The 13,445-nt window shown below is 52.9% G+C and carries 13 protein-coding genes; 4 read left to right on the top strand and 9 right to left on the bottom strand.

Features of this window, described 5'->3' with window-relative positions; translation table 11 throughout:
* Positions 1-27: 27 nt before the first annotated feature.
* A complete protein-coding gene (locus tag DFO52_RS00685; RefSeq protein ID WP_133548784.1) occupies positions 28-1,527 on the bottom strand; it encodes an aldehyde dehydrogenase family protein in 1,500 nt (499 codons plus the stop codon).
* A gap of 241 nt (positions 1,528-1,768) precedes the next feature.
* Here DFO52_RS00685 and feaR point away from each other — a divergent pair, with 241 nt between their 5' ends.
* Positions 1,769-2,677: a transcriptional regulator FeaR gene (gene feaR / locus DFO52_RS00680; RefSeq protein WP_033145415.1), complete on the top strand. Its 909-nt coding sequence runs from the start codon at positions 1,769-1,771 to the stop codon at positions 2,675-2,677.
* On the opposite strand, the gene DFO52_RS00675 is transcribed toward feaR, so the two are convergent.
* The 5 genes from DFO52_RS00675 to DFO52_RS00655 form a co-directional block, all read right to left on the bottom strand.
* Positions 2,678-2,995: a YdbL family protein gene (locus tag DFO52_RS00675; RefSeq protein ID WP_028017556.1), complete on the bottom strand. Its 318-nt coding sequence runs from the start codon at positions 2,993-2,995 to the stop codon at positions 2,678-2,680. It abuts the gene before it with no gap.
* A 7-nt stretch (positions 2,996-3,002) separates the two neighbouring features.
* Positions 3,003-3,194 carry a YnbE family lipoprotein gene (locus tag DFO52_RS00670; protein ID WP_014169918.1) on the bottom strand — a complete coding sequence of 64 codons (192 nt, stop codon included), beginning with the start codon at positions 3,192-3,194 and terminating at the stop codon, positions 3,003-3,005.
* Positions 3,191-5,830, bottom strand: coding sequence for a YdbH family protein (locus tag DFO52_RS00665; protein ID WP_133548782.1), 2,640 nt, complete (start codon positions 5,828-5,830; stop codon positions 3,191-3,193). The genes DFO52_RS00670 and DFO52_RS00665 overlap by 4 nt, the downstream gene beginning before the upstream one ends.
* Positions 5,831-6,044: 214 nt before the next feature.
* The gene (locus tag DFO52_RS00660; protein WP_029739419.1) at positions 6,045-6,368 is read right to left on the bottom strand and encodes a hypothetical protein; all 324 of its coding nucleotides are present in this window, start codon (positions 6,366-6,368) and stop codon (positions 6,045-6,047) included.
* 2 nt (positions 6,369-6,370) lie between these two features.
* Complete coding sequence (locus tag DFO52_RS00655) at positions 6,371-7,126, bottom strand: DUF4225 domain-containing protein (protein ID WP_029739418.1); 756 nt, start codon at positions 7,124-7,126, stop codon at positions 6,371-6,373.
* 362 nt (positions 7,127-7,488) lie between these two features.
* On the opposite strand from DFO52_RS00655, the gene DFO52_RS00650 reads away from it, so the two are divergent.
* Positions 7,489-8,478, top strand: a complete 990-nt coding sequence (locus DFO52_RS00650) for a 2-hydroxyacid dehydrogenase (RefSeq protein WP_023311563.1) — start codon at positions 7,489-7,491, stop codon at positions 8,476-8,478.
* 19 nt (positions 8,479-8,497) lie between these two features.
* Here DFO52_RS00650 and DFO52_RS00645 read toward each other — a convergent pair whose 3' ends face one another.
* Positions 8,498-9,706, bottom strand: a complete 1,209-nt coding sequence (locus DFO52_RS00645; protein ID WP_133548780.1) for an MFS transporter — start codon at positions 9,704-9,706, stop codon at positions 8,498-8,500.
* Positions 9,707-10,163: 457 nt separating this feature from the next.
* Here DFO52_RS00645 and DFO52_RS00640 point away from each other — a divergent pair, with 457 nt between their 5' ends.
* A complete protein-coding gene (locus DFO52_RS00640) occupies positions 10,164-10,835 on the top strand; it encodes an MgtC family protein (protein ID WP_133548778.1) in 672 nt (223 codons plus the stop codon).
* 184 nt (positions 10,836-11,019) lie between these two features.
* On the opposite strand, the gene DFO52_RS00635 is transcribed toward DFO52_RS00640, so the two are convergent.
* Together DFO52_RS00635 and DFO52_RS00630 are read right to left on the bottom strand one after the other, a co-directional pair.
* On the bottom strand, positions 11,020-11,511 hold the full coding sequence (locus DFO52_RS00635; protein ID WP_133548776.1) for a hypothetical protein: 492 nt from the start codon (positions 11,509-11,511) through the stop codon (positions 11,020-11,022).
* Positions 11,495-12,304, bottom strand: coding sequence for a helix-turn-helix domain-containing protein (locus DFO52_RS00630; protein ID WP_133548774.1), 810 nt, complete (start codon positions 12,302-12,304; stop codon positions 11,495-11,497). Before DFO52_RS00630 ends, DFO52_RS00635 begins: the two co-directional genes overlap by 17 nt.
* 342 nt (positions 12,305-12,646) lie before the next feature.
* Between DFO52_RS00630 and DFO52_RS00625 the strand changes: the two genes are divergently transcribed.
* Positions 12,647-13,444, top strand: coding sequence for an EAL domain-containing protein (locus DFO52_RS00625; RefSeq protein WP_133548772.1), 798 nt, complete (start codon positions 12,647-12,649; stop codon positions 13,442-13,444).
* Position 13,445: the final 1 nt, after the last annotated feature.

Raw genomic sequence — 13,445 nt, 5'->3', positions numbered from 1 at the left:
AAGCGTAACCGCCACCCGGCTTGTTTTTTAGTACCGCACGCATACCGATTTGGTTTCACACCAGCCGTCCAGCCAGTCCGGGCCAAAGTCACGCCCGGTGCCGGACTGCTTCATGCCGCCGAACGGCAGGTTGGCGTCGATCAGCGTATGGCTGTTCACCCAGACGGTGCCCGCCTGCAGCCTGTCGGTATACTCCAGCGCCTTGCTGATATTCTGCGTCCAGACGCTGGCCGTCAGGCCATATTCGCTGTCGTTTGCCAGATGGAGCGCCTCTTCCCCGTCAGCGACGCGCACCAGGTTGACCACCGGGCCAAACACCTCTTCTCGGGTCAGGCGCAGCGAGGCATCCGGGTTCACCACCAGCGTCGGCGCAACATAATAGCCTTTGCCTTCCGGCCCCCTGTTACCGACGATCAGCTCCGCGTTGCGCGACTTGGCTTCATCAAGGAAGGTCTGCACCTTGTCGCAGTGCGCGCGCGACACCAGCGGGTTGATAAACGCTTCCGGCGACATGCCCGGCCCGACGCTGAGGGATTTCACCGCCTGCTCAAACCCGCTGACCAGCGTGTCAAACAGCGGCGCTTCAATATAGATGCGCGAGCTCGCCGCGCACACCTGCCCCTGGTTCAGGAAGCTGCCGGTCATCAGGCCTTCGATCACCCACTCCGGATCCGCGTCTTTCAGTACGATAGCCGGGTTTTTCCCACCCAGCTCCAGGGTCACCCCGGTTAGCGTGTCCGCCGCCGCGCGGGCGATTTGCTTGCCCGTCGCCGTTGAGCCGGTAAAGCTCACCTTTGCAATATGCGGATGCGAAGTCAGCGCTGCGCCGCACACCGCGCCGCTCCCGGTTACCACGTTGAACACCCCGTCCGGAATGCCCGCTTCGCTTGCCAGTTCCGCCACGCGCAGCATCGTCAGCGGCGTGGTCTCTGACGGCTTGATGACAATAGAGCAGCCCGCGGCCAGCGCAGGCATCACTTTCCACATCCCGATCATCAGCGGGAAGTTCCAGGGCACAATCCCGGCCACCACGCCAACCGGCTCTTTACGCGTCCACGCCTGATAGCGGGCGCCCTGCGGCAGCGGAATGGAAAGGTCGAGGGTCTTACCCGAAATTTTGGTGGTCAGCCCGGCGGTATAGCGCATCCAGTTCAGGGTGCAGCTGACTTCAAACATGCGGGAAATGTTGATGGATTTGCCCTGCTCCAGCGTTTCAAGCTGGGCCAGCTCCTCGCTGTGCTGCTCGACCAGATCGGCGAAATGAAGCAGGATCCGCTCGCGCTCCGCCGGCAGTTTTCCGGCCCAGCTGCGGGCGACAAACGCGCGCCAGCCGGACATGACGGCACGATCAACGTCGTCGACGCTGGCATCGGCAGTCGAGGCAATGACCTCGCCCGTGGCCGGGTTGAAGACGTTCAGCCGCTTTTCACTGTCCGACGCGGCCTGACGCCCTTCAATCCACAGGCCATGCTGTCGGTCTAAAAATTGTTGTACGGCAGGCTGAATGGCCACCTGTGATTCAGACATAGGATACTCCTTCGTTATTCTTCGCAGGGTGTCCATCCAGTCTAAGTGGGGTTTTGCGTTCTCGCTTTTGTCTCTGTGACATTCGCTTTGCCACCTGTGACAGGCTCCGCAAATCGCGATAATTGCCGCTTATATCGCTGTTACCGGTGAGTGTTCTTTCCTATAGTCAGCCTCATAGCTCTGACAAAATGCAACACAAATGCAACAATGCGAAAACGTTGACGGTGCAGTGAGAGAAGCGATGGCGTGTGCAAGCGAGCAGGAACAGTATCAGCAGTGGCTGGCGCAAATTAACCAGGTTTGCGGGCGTTTTAACGCGCAGCCCACCGGGGGCAAATTCTTCGGCGAGCTGGAGACCAGCTATGCGCGCAGCCTGAAGCTCAGCACCGTGACCGCAGGCGGCGTTAACCTGTTCCGCTCCCGTCAGGAGATCGCTCAGAGTAATGATGCCTGGTTCTATACCGTGTTCCAGCTCGAAGGCAGCGCGGAAATTGAGCAGGATGACCGTCGCGCGCTGCTCAGAACCGGTGATATTACGCTGATTGACGCGTCGCGTCCCTGCTCGATCAACTGGCGGGAAAAATCCCGTCAGATCTCGCTGCTGGTTCCCCGTCAGATTATTGAGCAGCAGTGTCGTTTCCAGGAGATAAGCTGCGCGACCGCCCTTTCCCGCACCTTGCCTACGGTACAGCTGAGCCATCGCCTGCTGATGGAGAGCATGAGCAATGCCGACCTGAGTGACCGCGAAAGCGAAGCGGCGCTCGAAGCGATGATCTGCCTGCTGCGCCCCGCATTCCAGCAGCGTGAAATCATTCAGCCGCGCAAGGAGCGCCAGTTCCAGCATGTGGTGGCGCTGATTGACGACCATATTCAGTCTGAATCGCTGCGCCCGGAATGGATTGCCGCCGAGAGCGGTATGTCCGTGCGCAGCCTCTACCGCATGTTTGCCGAAAAGGGGCTGGTGGTGGCGCAGTACATCAAAAACCGTCGTCTGGATCTCTGCGCGCAGGCACTGCAATCTACCGGTGATGATGAAAAGCTGGCGGGCATTGGCTACAGCTGGGGGTTCACCGACCATAGCCATTTTTCAACGGCGTTTAAGCAGCGTTTTGGCGTCTCGCCGGGTGAATACCGCAGGCGCTACCGCTAACTACTTTTTGAGCCATTTTCCGTTAATGCCCTTTACGTATTCGCCCGGCTGCGCGCGGGCAACCAGTTTCTGACCGGCCATTTTAGCCACTTCATCGACCGGCAAATTATTGCTGTCAGCCAGCTTCTGATAGTTTTCCGTGCGCGCCGCATTGATACGATTGACCAGCGCCAGCGTTTCCGCGTCCTGTTGAATCGGGGCAAGATAGCCGCTCAGGGTTTCCCCCACGCGCCCCTGCGCCCGGGCATCGTTTAAGGTCAGCGCAGCCGCCTGCACGTTCATCCCCAGCGCCAGTAAAATCAGAGCTAATCGTTTCATGGCATCCTCAGAACAGATCGCTGCGCGATTTCAGCAGGGTTTCAACGTCTTTATCGACCTTAATATGGATTTCATGTTCGATTTTGACATTCATATTGATGGTAATCGGCTCCTTTGGTGCAGCGACTTCAATGCGCGGCGTACAGCCGGTCAGTAGCGCGGCAACGGCAACGGTGAGCACACCAGCCATCTTTTTCATTGTTGTTCCTCACTTTCCTTGCCAGTCAAACTGCGGGGAGCAGGTATCGCCGCATGTTGCTCAAACCAGGTTTGCAGGTTGTCCCCAAAGCGCAGGCTGCGCCAGAGGGTAAAGACATTCTCGTCATGGGTATAGTTCAGGTTGACGGAGCTGCTTTTGCCATCCACCCGGCTGGTCCCCTTGATGGTCGCCTGCATGGTTAATTCACCCAGATTATCTAAATTGATTCTCGTCCACGAACGCGAAATTTCCATATAGCGGAGCCAGTTAATCGCCGCGCCCGCCACCATATTATCTTTCACGATGGCGTCGGCCGTATCTTTGTCGATGCGTAGCGTCATTGGCCCCGGGTTGGTCAGCCAGCCATCTTTAATGATCCATTTTTCATTGTCCAGCCAGAACGGCAGCGCCCCGCTCACCGGCCCTGACATGGCAAACTGTTTCGGATTAACGGCGCTAATCAGCTCGCTGGAGGAGATGTTGTCCACGCGCAGCAGGGCCGGATCGTGCTGTGGCATCCGCAGCTGCTGCATGGTGATCTTCCCGCCGAGGGTCTCCACCTTCACGTTGGTGAGGAGCAGCGGGTTGTCCTCCGTCCAGGGATAATCCCCATGTAGATCGGCGGTTATGTTGCGCGCGGTCACCAGGTTTTCCACTTCGCCAATGCGCAACGTGACCGGGCCGCGCGTGCCGAGAGACCAGGTTCCCTCGCTGAAGCGGAACGGCAGCACAAAATCGACGCCGTTAATCTGGTTATCAGGCATCCAGGCGCTGCCGGATTTCAGCACGCCGTGCCCGCCCGCCTCAAAGCCCTGATCGGCCGCCGCCGAGAAGGCGACCTGCGCGTAAAGCTCTCCGTCGCGCAGCGTCATTTTCCAGTCCGGCGGGATCAGCGGCTGGAAGACGGTGAGGGACTGTTTCGGCCACCAGGCCTGCCCACGAAGACGTACGCCGTCCCAGCGACCGTTCACCTGTACCGGGCCGATTTTGTCCGCATGGAGGTCGCCCTTAAACTGAAAAATGGTTGGGTCGGTGCCGTCGACGCTGAAGGTCAGGACCGAGGGCGGCAGCGCGCTGCCGCCGGAGAAACGGGTTTGCCCTGCGTTGAGCGACAGCGCGCCGCTGAAGGACGGTTTATCGGGGTCACGCAACCAGCGCACCGGTTGATCCAGCACCAGACGCGGCTTGCTGACCTCCATCGTGCCGTACTGGAGCTTGTCAAAACCGGTGGAGAGCGCCGTCAGCTCTATAAGGTTGTCGCGCCACTCGCCTTTCCCGGCGACATCCCAGCGGGCATGCATCGGCGTAAAACCGCCTTTACCCCAGTAGCGCCACTGCCACAGGCCGTTATCAGGTAAAAAGTCGTTGGCCTGGCCGTCCAGGTGGAGTTCAAAATCGCCCATCTGGTTTTCATGGGCGCGCAGAATAGCCTGTAAGCGGCCGTCCACGCCCTTCTGCGTCAGCTTCACGCCCGCCAGCGGCCAGCGGATTTCATCAATATCGAGTGAGTTAATAATGCGCCCGCGCGAGCGGAGCAGCGCGCCCGGCTCAAAGGCCAGCTGCGGTTCATACAGGCTGCCGGTCAGCGTGGCGGGCAATTTGGCGTAAAGAATAAGATCGTTTTGCTTCGCCTCGCCGCTGAGATGCAGGGGCATGTCGCTGTTTTCCATGCCGAGCCTGCCGGGCCCAATGTTCAAGACCGCGTTGCCTTTCCCCGCGTCACCGTGGGTAAGCACATTCAGTCGTCCGGTCAGGGTGGTTTTATCCAGCCCCTGCTGCCAGTTGTCCGCGCGAAGGGACACGCGCCCGCTAAGCGGCATACCGGAAAGATCCCAGTTCCAGCGCCCGTCGCTGATGTTTAGCTGCTCCGCCGTAATCTGCCACGGCAGATCGAGCAGCGGATCGGGGTTGTCCCGCGCCATCACCACCAGCTGTCCCTGATTGTCTTCCCAGTCCAGATCGGCATCGACCAGAGACGTTAACTGTGGCACGTTAAAGGTCGCGACCGCGTGGCCTTTCACCGGCACGCCATCCGGTACCAGCGGCAGGGTAAACTCGCCCACCAGCTTAATCGGCTGCGGCTGGTCCGGGAGCTGTACATCGAACTGGCTGACCGAGAGCGTCTGACCGCGAAGCGTACCTTTAATGCTGACCTGCTCGCCTTTATAGGCGATCTCCTGAATGGACGGCGTCAGCGATGCATGAAGTTCGCCCTGCCACTGCTGCCAGGGCGAAAGCGTCAGACGGTGAACCGTGAGCCAGGTATTCGGTAACACGGCCTGCCATTGCGCCAGCGTTTTGGGGGCGACCGTTGAGGGCGCAGACTGGGGAATTTTGCTCAGACAAATGGAGTTAAGATCCAGCGCGCCGATATCCAGCTTCCAGCGGCTCGGGTGTGACAGCGTCACGTTATCGATACGGGCAATTTCACAGTCTTCAACCAGATAGCGAAGATCGGGGATCACAAGCGCGTGGCGAGTCAGTTTCGGACTTTCTTCGAAAGCGATGCGCGTTCCGACGGGCAGCCAGATCCCGGCGAGCGTCGGTACCCATTGGGCGAGCGTCATCAGCAGCGTCAGCGGCAACAATATGAACAGCAGTAAAAGCGCAAGAGCGGCTTTGTATTTACCCTTCATGGGCAGTTAATATCCTGATTTAGCGAAAGAATTAAGCCGGCAGTGCCGATCATTGTCGCATGTTTAGCGATTGAGTTGAAGTTAACGCTAAGTTAAGAATAGATGCTGTAATAGTAAGCGGTGATTTTTTTGCCATGCGTAACCTAAAGAATATATTTTAGGTTCAATTGGTTACGCATAAATTCAATAATAATCGCAGAGCAGAGTTGCGAAATTAATACCTATTCCGTGGCATTGCCAGCAGGTAAAGCATGGCGAATATCAATGACCCCCAATACACCGAGTCGTACCGCCAGGGATCAAAATCAATACGTAAAAAACCACTAACAAACTCATAGCCGTTGGCAAAAACGTTAATTTGAATGGCTGCAATAGCTATCACAAACAGCGTATAGGCGATGAAGAGAGGATATTTACGAAGCCTGTTGACCTTGAGTTTCCCGAGGTACAATAAGCAAAAAATGGCAATAGATACAATGAAATAGCACACAGCAGGTAGAATCGGTGGGGTTAATGACAACTCGAACTGTTCCGACATAATTAATTCTCTTTAGCTATCTGGTACATCTGCCAACCTGTGACGCTTCCACTGGTTAAATCCAGAGCCATCGCTGTTTTAGAAGCCTCTTGCCATCCTCTGATATAATCAGATTCGATGTTGCGAAACAGACTCCAGGATTTTTCTCTGGGAGCCAGTACTCTCCTGCCCGCGCCATAGGCTGATAAAGAAATATCAACTACACCATAGACAATATCAGCTTCATTATTCCCATAGCCTAGCTTCGCTGCTGCGTAACGATAAGCATCTCTTAGCGTGCCAGAACGATCTTCACGATAAAGAAGATAATACCCATTTTCATACATGTTGTTTAGCCCATGAGTAATCATAGGTGCACCATACGCAGCACAGGCAAGACCAAGCGAACCGACGCATAAACTAGCGCCCCCATACACTTGCGCCCCACCGGCAACGAAACCGATCTGTTTAAGCGCTAAAGTCGTCGTTGTTGTCCGATTTTTTTCAACAACAATGAATAATTTAGCCTTATTGAAGGTAAGTAAGTCATCCTGTTCCTTAAGATGATGTATCTGTTCATCAAGTAATTGAATCCCGCCTGACCAGGTCAAGCAATGCGACTCGATCTCCCTTCTCAGATGAGCAACAAGTTGTTGAGTTTCAAAAAACATGCCAGCGGTACCATAAAGCAAATGCTTTGTGGCAATTCGCTGCGCAAGATTTTCAATCTCTAAGACTTTCTCTTCGAAATGACTTTTATCCCGATTATGGTTGTACATTCGGTCTCCCTGTCATTTTAAATGATAGTAGTAATACTACCTTCAATGTTAGGACATTCAAAGAGCTACGTCATTTTAACAGCTAAAGGTAGTCACATTTTCAAGCATTGGTAAACCACTTCCCCAAACATACGCACTTGTTGTGACTTTAGTATCCCCCATAGCCCCTTAGAGTAAAACAAGCAGACATGTCGCTGGTGTCAGGCCCGCTTAAGAAATCGGTGGATATGAATATCATGGAGTTAGGGTGTACATATGCTCTAGAATAATTGATAGAACTTATTGAATTCAATAATATTTTAGAAATTGTAAGATAATTTTAATCATGCTAACGTGAATGCAAAATCACTGGAGAAAGTCTTATGAAACTCGCGGTATATAGCACAAAGCAGTACGACAAAAAGTATCTGCAACATGTTAACGAGGCTTACGGGTTTGAGCTTGAATTTTTCGACTTTCTGCTGTCCGAAAAAACCGCTAAAACGGCGCACGGCTGTGAAGGCGTCTGCATTTTTGTTAACGACGACGGCAGTCGTCCGGTGCTGGAAGAGTTGAAAAAACAGGGCGTGAAGTATATCGCCCTGCGCTGCGCGGGCTTTAATAACGTGGATCTCGACGCGGCGAAAGAGCTGGGTTTGAGGGTGGTACGCGTCCCGGCGTACTCCCCGGAAGCGGTCGCGGAGCATGCGATTGGCATGATGATGTCGCTCAACCGTCGTATTCACCGCGCTTATCAGCGTACCCGTGACGCCAACTTCTCTCTGGAGGGGCTGACCGGCTTTACCATGTACGGCAAAACCGCGGGCGTGATCGGCACCGGTAAAATCGGCATCGCCGCCCTGCGCATTCTGAAAGGCTTCGGCATGCGTCTGCTGGCGTTCGATCCGTACCCGAGCGCCGCTGCGCTGGAGCTGGGCGTGGAATACGTCGACCTGCCGACCCTGTTCTCCCAGTCTGACGTGATCTCCCTGCACTGCCCGCTGACGCCGGAAAACTACCACCTGCTTAACCAGGCGGCGTTTGACCAGATGAAAGATGGCGTGATGATCATCAACACCAGCCGCGGCGGGCTGGTTGACTCTCAGGCCGCTATCGAAGCGCTGAAAACCCAAAAAATTGGCGCGCTGGGGATGGATGTGTACGAGAACGAACGCGATCTGTTCTTTGAGGACAAGTCGAATGATGTGATCCAGGACGACGTGTTTCGCCGCCTGTCTGCCTGTCACAACGTGCTGTTTACCGGACACCAGGCGTTTCTGACTGCCGAAGCGCTGATCAGCATTTCAGAAACCACGCTGGGTAACCTGCAGCAGCTGGAAAAGGGCGAAGCGTGCCCTAACGAACTGGCATAAGCGTGACGCCGGGTGGTGGCTATGCCCCACCCGGCGTACTGTCTGTTTCCCAGGTTCGGTGCGCAAAGCACCACCATAGCAGAACGGCCACCAGCGCAATCGCGCTCAGGACGCTGAATGCCGTGGCAAATGAGTAATGACCCGCAATCGTGCCGGTTAACGCCGGACTCATGGATGCCCCAACCCCCTGCATCAGCATCACCACGCTCTGCCCGGCATTGACGTGCCCGCTTCCGCGCAACAGCACCACGATAAACGACGGCACCACCACCCCCAGGATCCCTGCGGCCAGCCCGTCGAGGATTTGTACCGGGATCATCATGAGCGGCGCATCCGTCGACGCCGCCAGCGCCGCGCGCACCGGCATCACCAGCAGCGCCAGCATAATTAAGCGCCAGTAGCCGTAGCGGTCTATTCGGTTAGCGACCCAGATGGCGACAGGGATCATCACGGCCTGGGAGATGATAACGGTGCCCGCCGCGTACAACCCGGGGTTGATCGAGGCGGGCGCGGCGGCCACCCTCATGCTCAGCATCGGCAGCAGCGCGGCGTTCGCCAGGTGAAAGAGCAGCAGCGTCAGCCCGGTGACAAACAGCGCCCTGTTTTTAATCAGCATGGCAAAGCCGGGAACCGGCAGGCTCGTGGAAGAGGACAGCCCGCGCGCCGCGTCGTTATCAATATCCCCGTTGCGAATGGCAAGCAGCGCGCAGAGCGTTAACAGCGTGGTACAGGTCATCAGAAGGAAAATCCCGCCGACGCCCCAGCACCACGCAATGCCGCCCGCAATCAGTGCGGTAACAAAGTTGCCGCCGTGATTGAACGCCTCATTTTTGCCCATCTGCGCGCTGAACCCGCCCTGACCGGTCAGCCCCAGGGTAATTCCGGCGATCAGCGGACCGACAAACGCCGCACAGATACCGGAGACAATTTGCGAAACAGCGACAACAGCGCTCTGCTGGCTAAACCAGAGCAGGAGCGTGCTAAGAGTGATGAGCAGGCACACCAGCGCCAGCACGGTCCGCTTGCTGCGTGAGGTGTCGGTGATGAATCCCGCCGGCAGCGTGGCCAGTAATCCCGCCAGACCACCTGCCGTCATCAGGATGCCGATATCATCAGGGGTCCAGTGGCGTTCGGTCAGAAAAATACCGAGAAAAGGACCTAGGCCATCGCGGACATCCGCAATGAAAAAACTTGTCAGGCATAATGCCCGCAGCGAACGAAGAGACATACTGCCTGCCTTTGTCTGTTATCGCCTGTAAAAAAGAAAATGTAGTATACCGGGTATTTTTGAAAATCAGATGACGTCTTAAAAAACATGCTTTCCGAACTTAAACAATTCATAACGGAGTCTGTTTTTTCGCTTTACTCATTACCGGCCCTGACTATACTGGCAATAAATTTTCACAGGAGTCCTTCGTTGGAAAGTTATTTTACAGTCGATACGAAGGTAAGCTAGCGCGATTTTCTCGCTGCTTACCTGAAACGGTGGGCAGCAATCCTCTTTAAGCGATTGTATCCCGACACAGTAAGAACCACTCAATTTGTGGGGCATCGCATGTTCATGTTTACTCATTCACTCTTTCCGCCACCGTTGTCCTGACACGCTTAGCATTTAAACGGCGTTATGATGTGCTTAGCAAAGCACTGACGCTTATTATTTAATAACGTTAACAGGCGACAGGCTGATGTTCCCTTATATCTCTCATCTGCTCGCAGCGATGCTGCTGGGCGCAATTATTGGCGCGGAAAGACAGTGGCGCCAGCGTATGGCCGGGCTTCGTACCAATGCACTGGTTGCCACGGGTGCGGCAGTATTCATTTTAAGTTCGGTATCGACTTCTCCTGATAGCCCGGGGCGTATCGCAGCGCAGATTGTCTCCGGAATCGGCTTTCTTGGCGCTGGCGTCATTATGCGTGAAGGAATGAATATTCGTGGTTTGAATACCGCCGCAACGCTGTGGTGCTCGGCCGGAATTGGCGTACTGTGCGGATTAGGCCAGTTCTGGAATGCCGCCATGGCCAGCCTAATTATTCTCTGCGCTAACATATTGCTTCGCGAAGCCGCGCAGCGAATTAATCAACTGCCCGTGCTTCATGAAGGCGAAAAATGCTATGTCCTTAAAATCACCTGTAATGATGAGCATGAAGATGCGGTGCGGCAAAGCATCGTAGATATGGCGAAAGAGTTGACGTTAAGTCTGAAAGCGATTTATTCCGCTACTGCGCAAACAGAAGGTAAAACTGAAATCCGGGCGGAGGTGATGACCCGGGAGGAATACCGAAAGTTACTCGATCTGATTATGGGGAATATGGGCGGGAATAAAATTATCGCGTCCGTCAGCTGTCACGCAGTATAAGTATATTACCGGGCATGAAGCCCGGTTCTTTTTTCAGCCAAAATGCACACCACTCGCCCAATCCACGAGGCAAAATCGCCTCACGGTTTTTTGCCCGTACTTTTACAGAAGAATGGTTGCGGCAGCATTAAGGATGAGTGCCCTGCTCAGGAGGAGGAACCTCCCGCAGCAAGCGTCCGGTTGTTTAACCTTCCCTGTTCACGCACAGAGCAAACGGCGACTGTAAGTTTCCTATCAACCAGCCATTATTGGAAGGCTCAACTCTCAGCTGGCGGACCGTTCCATCCGGGACATAAAAGAAACTGCTTTTGAAGCTCTCCTCATCAGCCGTGTCGCGGTGAGTTTTCACGTAACGCGTATCCATTATGGAGATCTCGTCAGGCCTGTTCATTTCATAACTGAACAATACGGTTCTTGAAATAATTTTAGACCCTTTTTCGGAGTGTATATTTCCAGACAGGACGGCTTGGCCATCATGGTTTTCGTCTAAACGAAAGACCAGGTCCAGCGTCGCGACGAAATCAGGATCCTGATGGTTATAGCGTAAAATCGTTGAGCAGTTAACTTTTAGAAAATTTTGATTCTGCCGTTTGTGTACATAAAACCAAACAGACAACGCCAGCACAACGAGTAGAAGTAAAGCAATCAACCCTGTTTTTTTAGTGAGTGCGTTCATAACCATTCCAATAGTTATTCAGACATGAAATATATTTGTCGTTTCTCGACGTACATCGACTGATGAAAGCTCGTCCCTTATTGCCGTAAAGATATGACTCAGAAACCTGATACAAAAATGAGGTTCCCTCCAGACAGTCAATTCCATTCTCCTTCGCTAACTCGATGAACAAGTCTTTTTTTTGTTCAGAAAGCGATGCGGAGTTTCTTTGCACAGTGTATACAGGGCACGACCCATAGTTAAAGAGAAAATAAGTCTTCAATTCTCTTACCTGAACCAAATCTTTTGATGGAACCCTAAGCCCTAACGCAATCAAGATCGCGCTTATTAAAAGGACTGCCAGTGCCAGAGCGAACGGTAATCTTCTATATTTAACTCGCACCGGAGAGCGTTCTGTTACTATTTGCGCATCATTTCTTTCATCTTCTAACCGAGACTTACCCTCAATAGTGGGTTGAGTCAGAGTCCTTACATCGACATCACTATTAAACATAAAACCAACGCGAGGCACGGTAGTGATACACTCCTCGACAATCCCAAACTGTACAAAATGCTTTCTAAGCTCCGAGATGTATTTGTTTAGCGTATGACTAGAAGAACGGAGACCATGAGCATCCCAGACGCTATCCAGAAGTTCATTTCGCGTCAGAACCTGACCATGCTTTTCCAGAAGACATGTAAGAAGTCTTTTCATTGTCAGGGTCAGAATGACAGCAGAGTCTTCGTCTCCGGATGGCCATATAGCACCATCTTCCGATCGATAGAAAACCCTATTATCAATCACGAAAACCATCTCTGACTCCTTATCCATGATGGTAATTGAATGGTTTCTCTCGTTTGTCCAACTTACGGAAACCCTTCAGCTTCTTTTTTTCATCCTAGCACAGCCAGGTGCAGCAGCAGCCTTGGCAGTCATATTGCTTGTAAATAGATGCGCTATTAGAACATTGATTTGTAATTTAACAAATCCACGATACATATACCCACACTGCGTTTTTGGTTGATAGGATTATTCGCAGAAGTGAATGAGCAGGTTCTTAATCTTAAGGAGTAGTCATCCGCCCTACCGCCATTCACAGTCCGGGGAAAGAAGAGACAACTCGGGTAGCGAATCCAGTAGATAAGGAGCGACATTATGATAAGCACCAAAGTGCTCATGAAGGCAGAACGTTTCTTCATCAAAGCTCGTACAGTGATTAGAGAAACAATCTTATCAGCGGAACTGACCGGTGCTGAATTTGTTCCCTTCATCCAGCCGATATGTAAGGGCGATAAGATCGTAGGCGGAGAGGTATTACTCAGAGTTCTCAAAGATGGGATTTACCAATCTCCAGAAAAATACCTTTCTGCAATGGAATCGTGTGAGGTGATTAATGATGTCACATGCAGCCTGATGTCTGATGTTAAAGCATTTTTTGAAGACTATGAAGGAATTCTACCTGGTGACTTTTATCTTTCCTTCAATATCTGTGCGAGACAGTTGAACTCTTCAAGAGTTATTGAAGCTGTAACGAACTTTAAGAAAGTATTCGACGGACGCATTGCTGTCACACTAGAAATTGTCGAACGCGGAACAATGAACCTGGACGACTTTGCACTCGATGCTATGCAGCAACTTACTGAGTCAGGTGTGCGATTTGCGATTGATGATTTCGGCAGCGGGAGTTCATGCCTTAAATATATTGAACATGCAGGTTTCTCAACAATCAAGATTGATAAATGCCTCACAATTGCCAGCAATGGATCATTAATCTATTCCGCGGTGATTGATTCAATTATCACTCTCGCAGAGCGGCTGCAAATTCATGTCATTGCTGAAGGCATAGAAAATAAAGAACAACTATCGCTTTTGAAAGATAAAGGGGTAGATATTTTTCAGGGTTATCTATTTTCAAAACCTGTAAGCATGCACGAGTTTTGCACGCACATATAAC

This window comes from Enterobacter sp. AG326, from assembly GCF_004362415.1.
Taxonomy (GTDB): domain Bacteria; phylum Pseudomonadota; class Gammaproteobacteria; order Enterobacterales; family Enterobacteriaceae; genus Enterobacter; species Enterobacter asburiae.
Note: the sequence above shows the minus strand (reverse complement) of the source record. Positions and strands in the feature narration are given on the sequence as shown.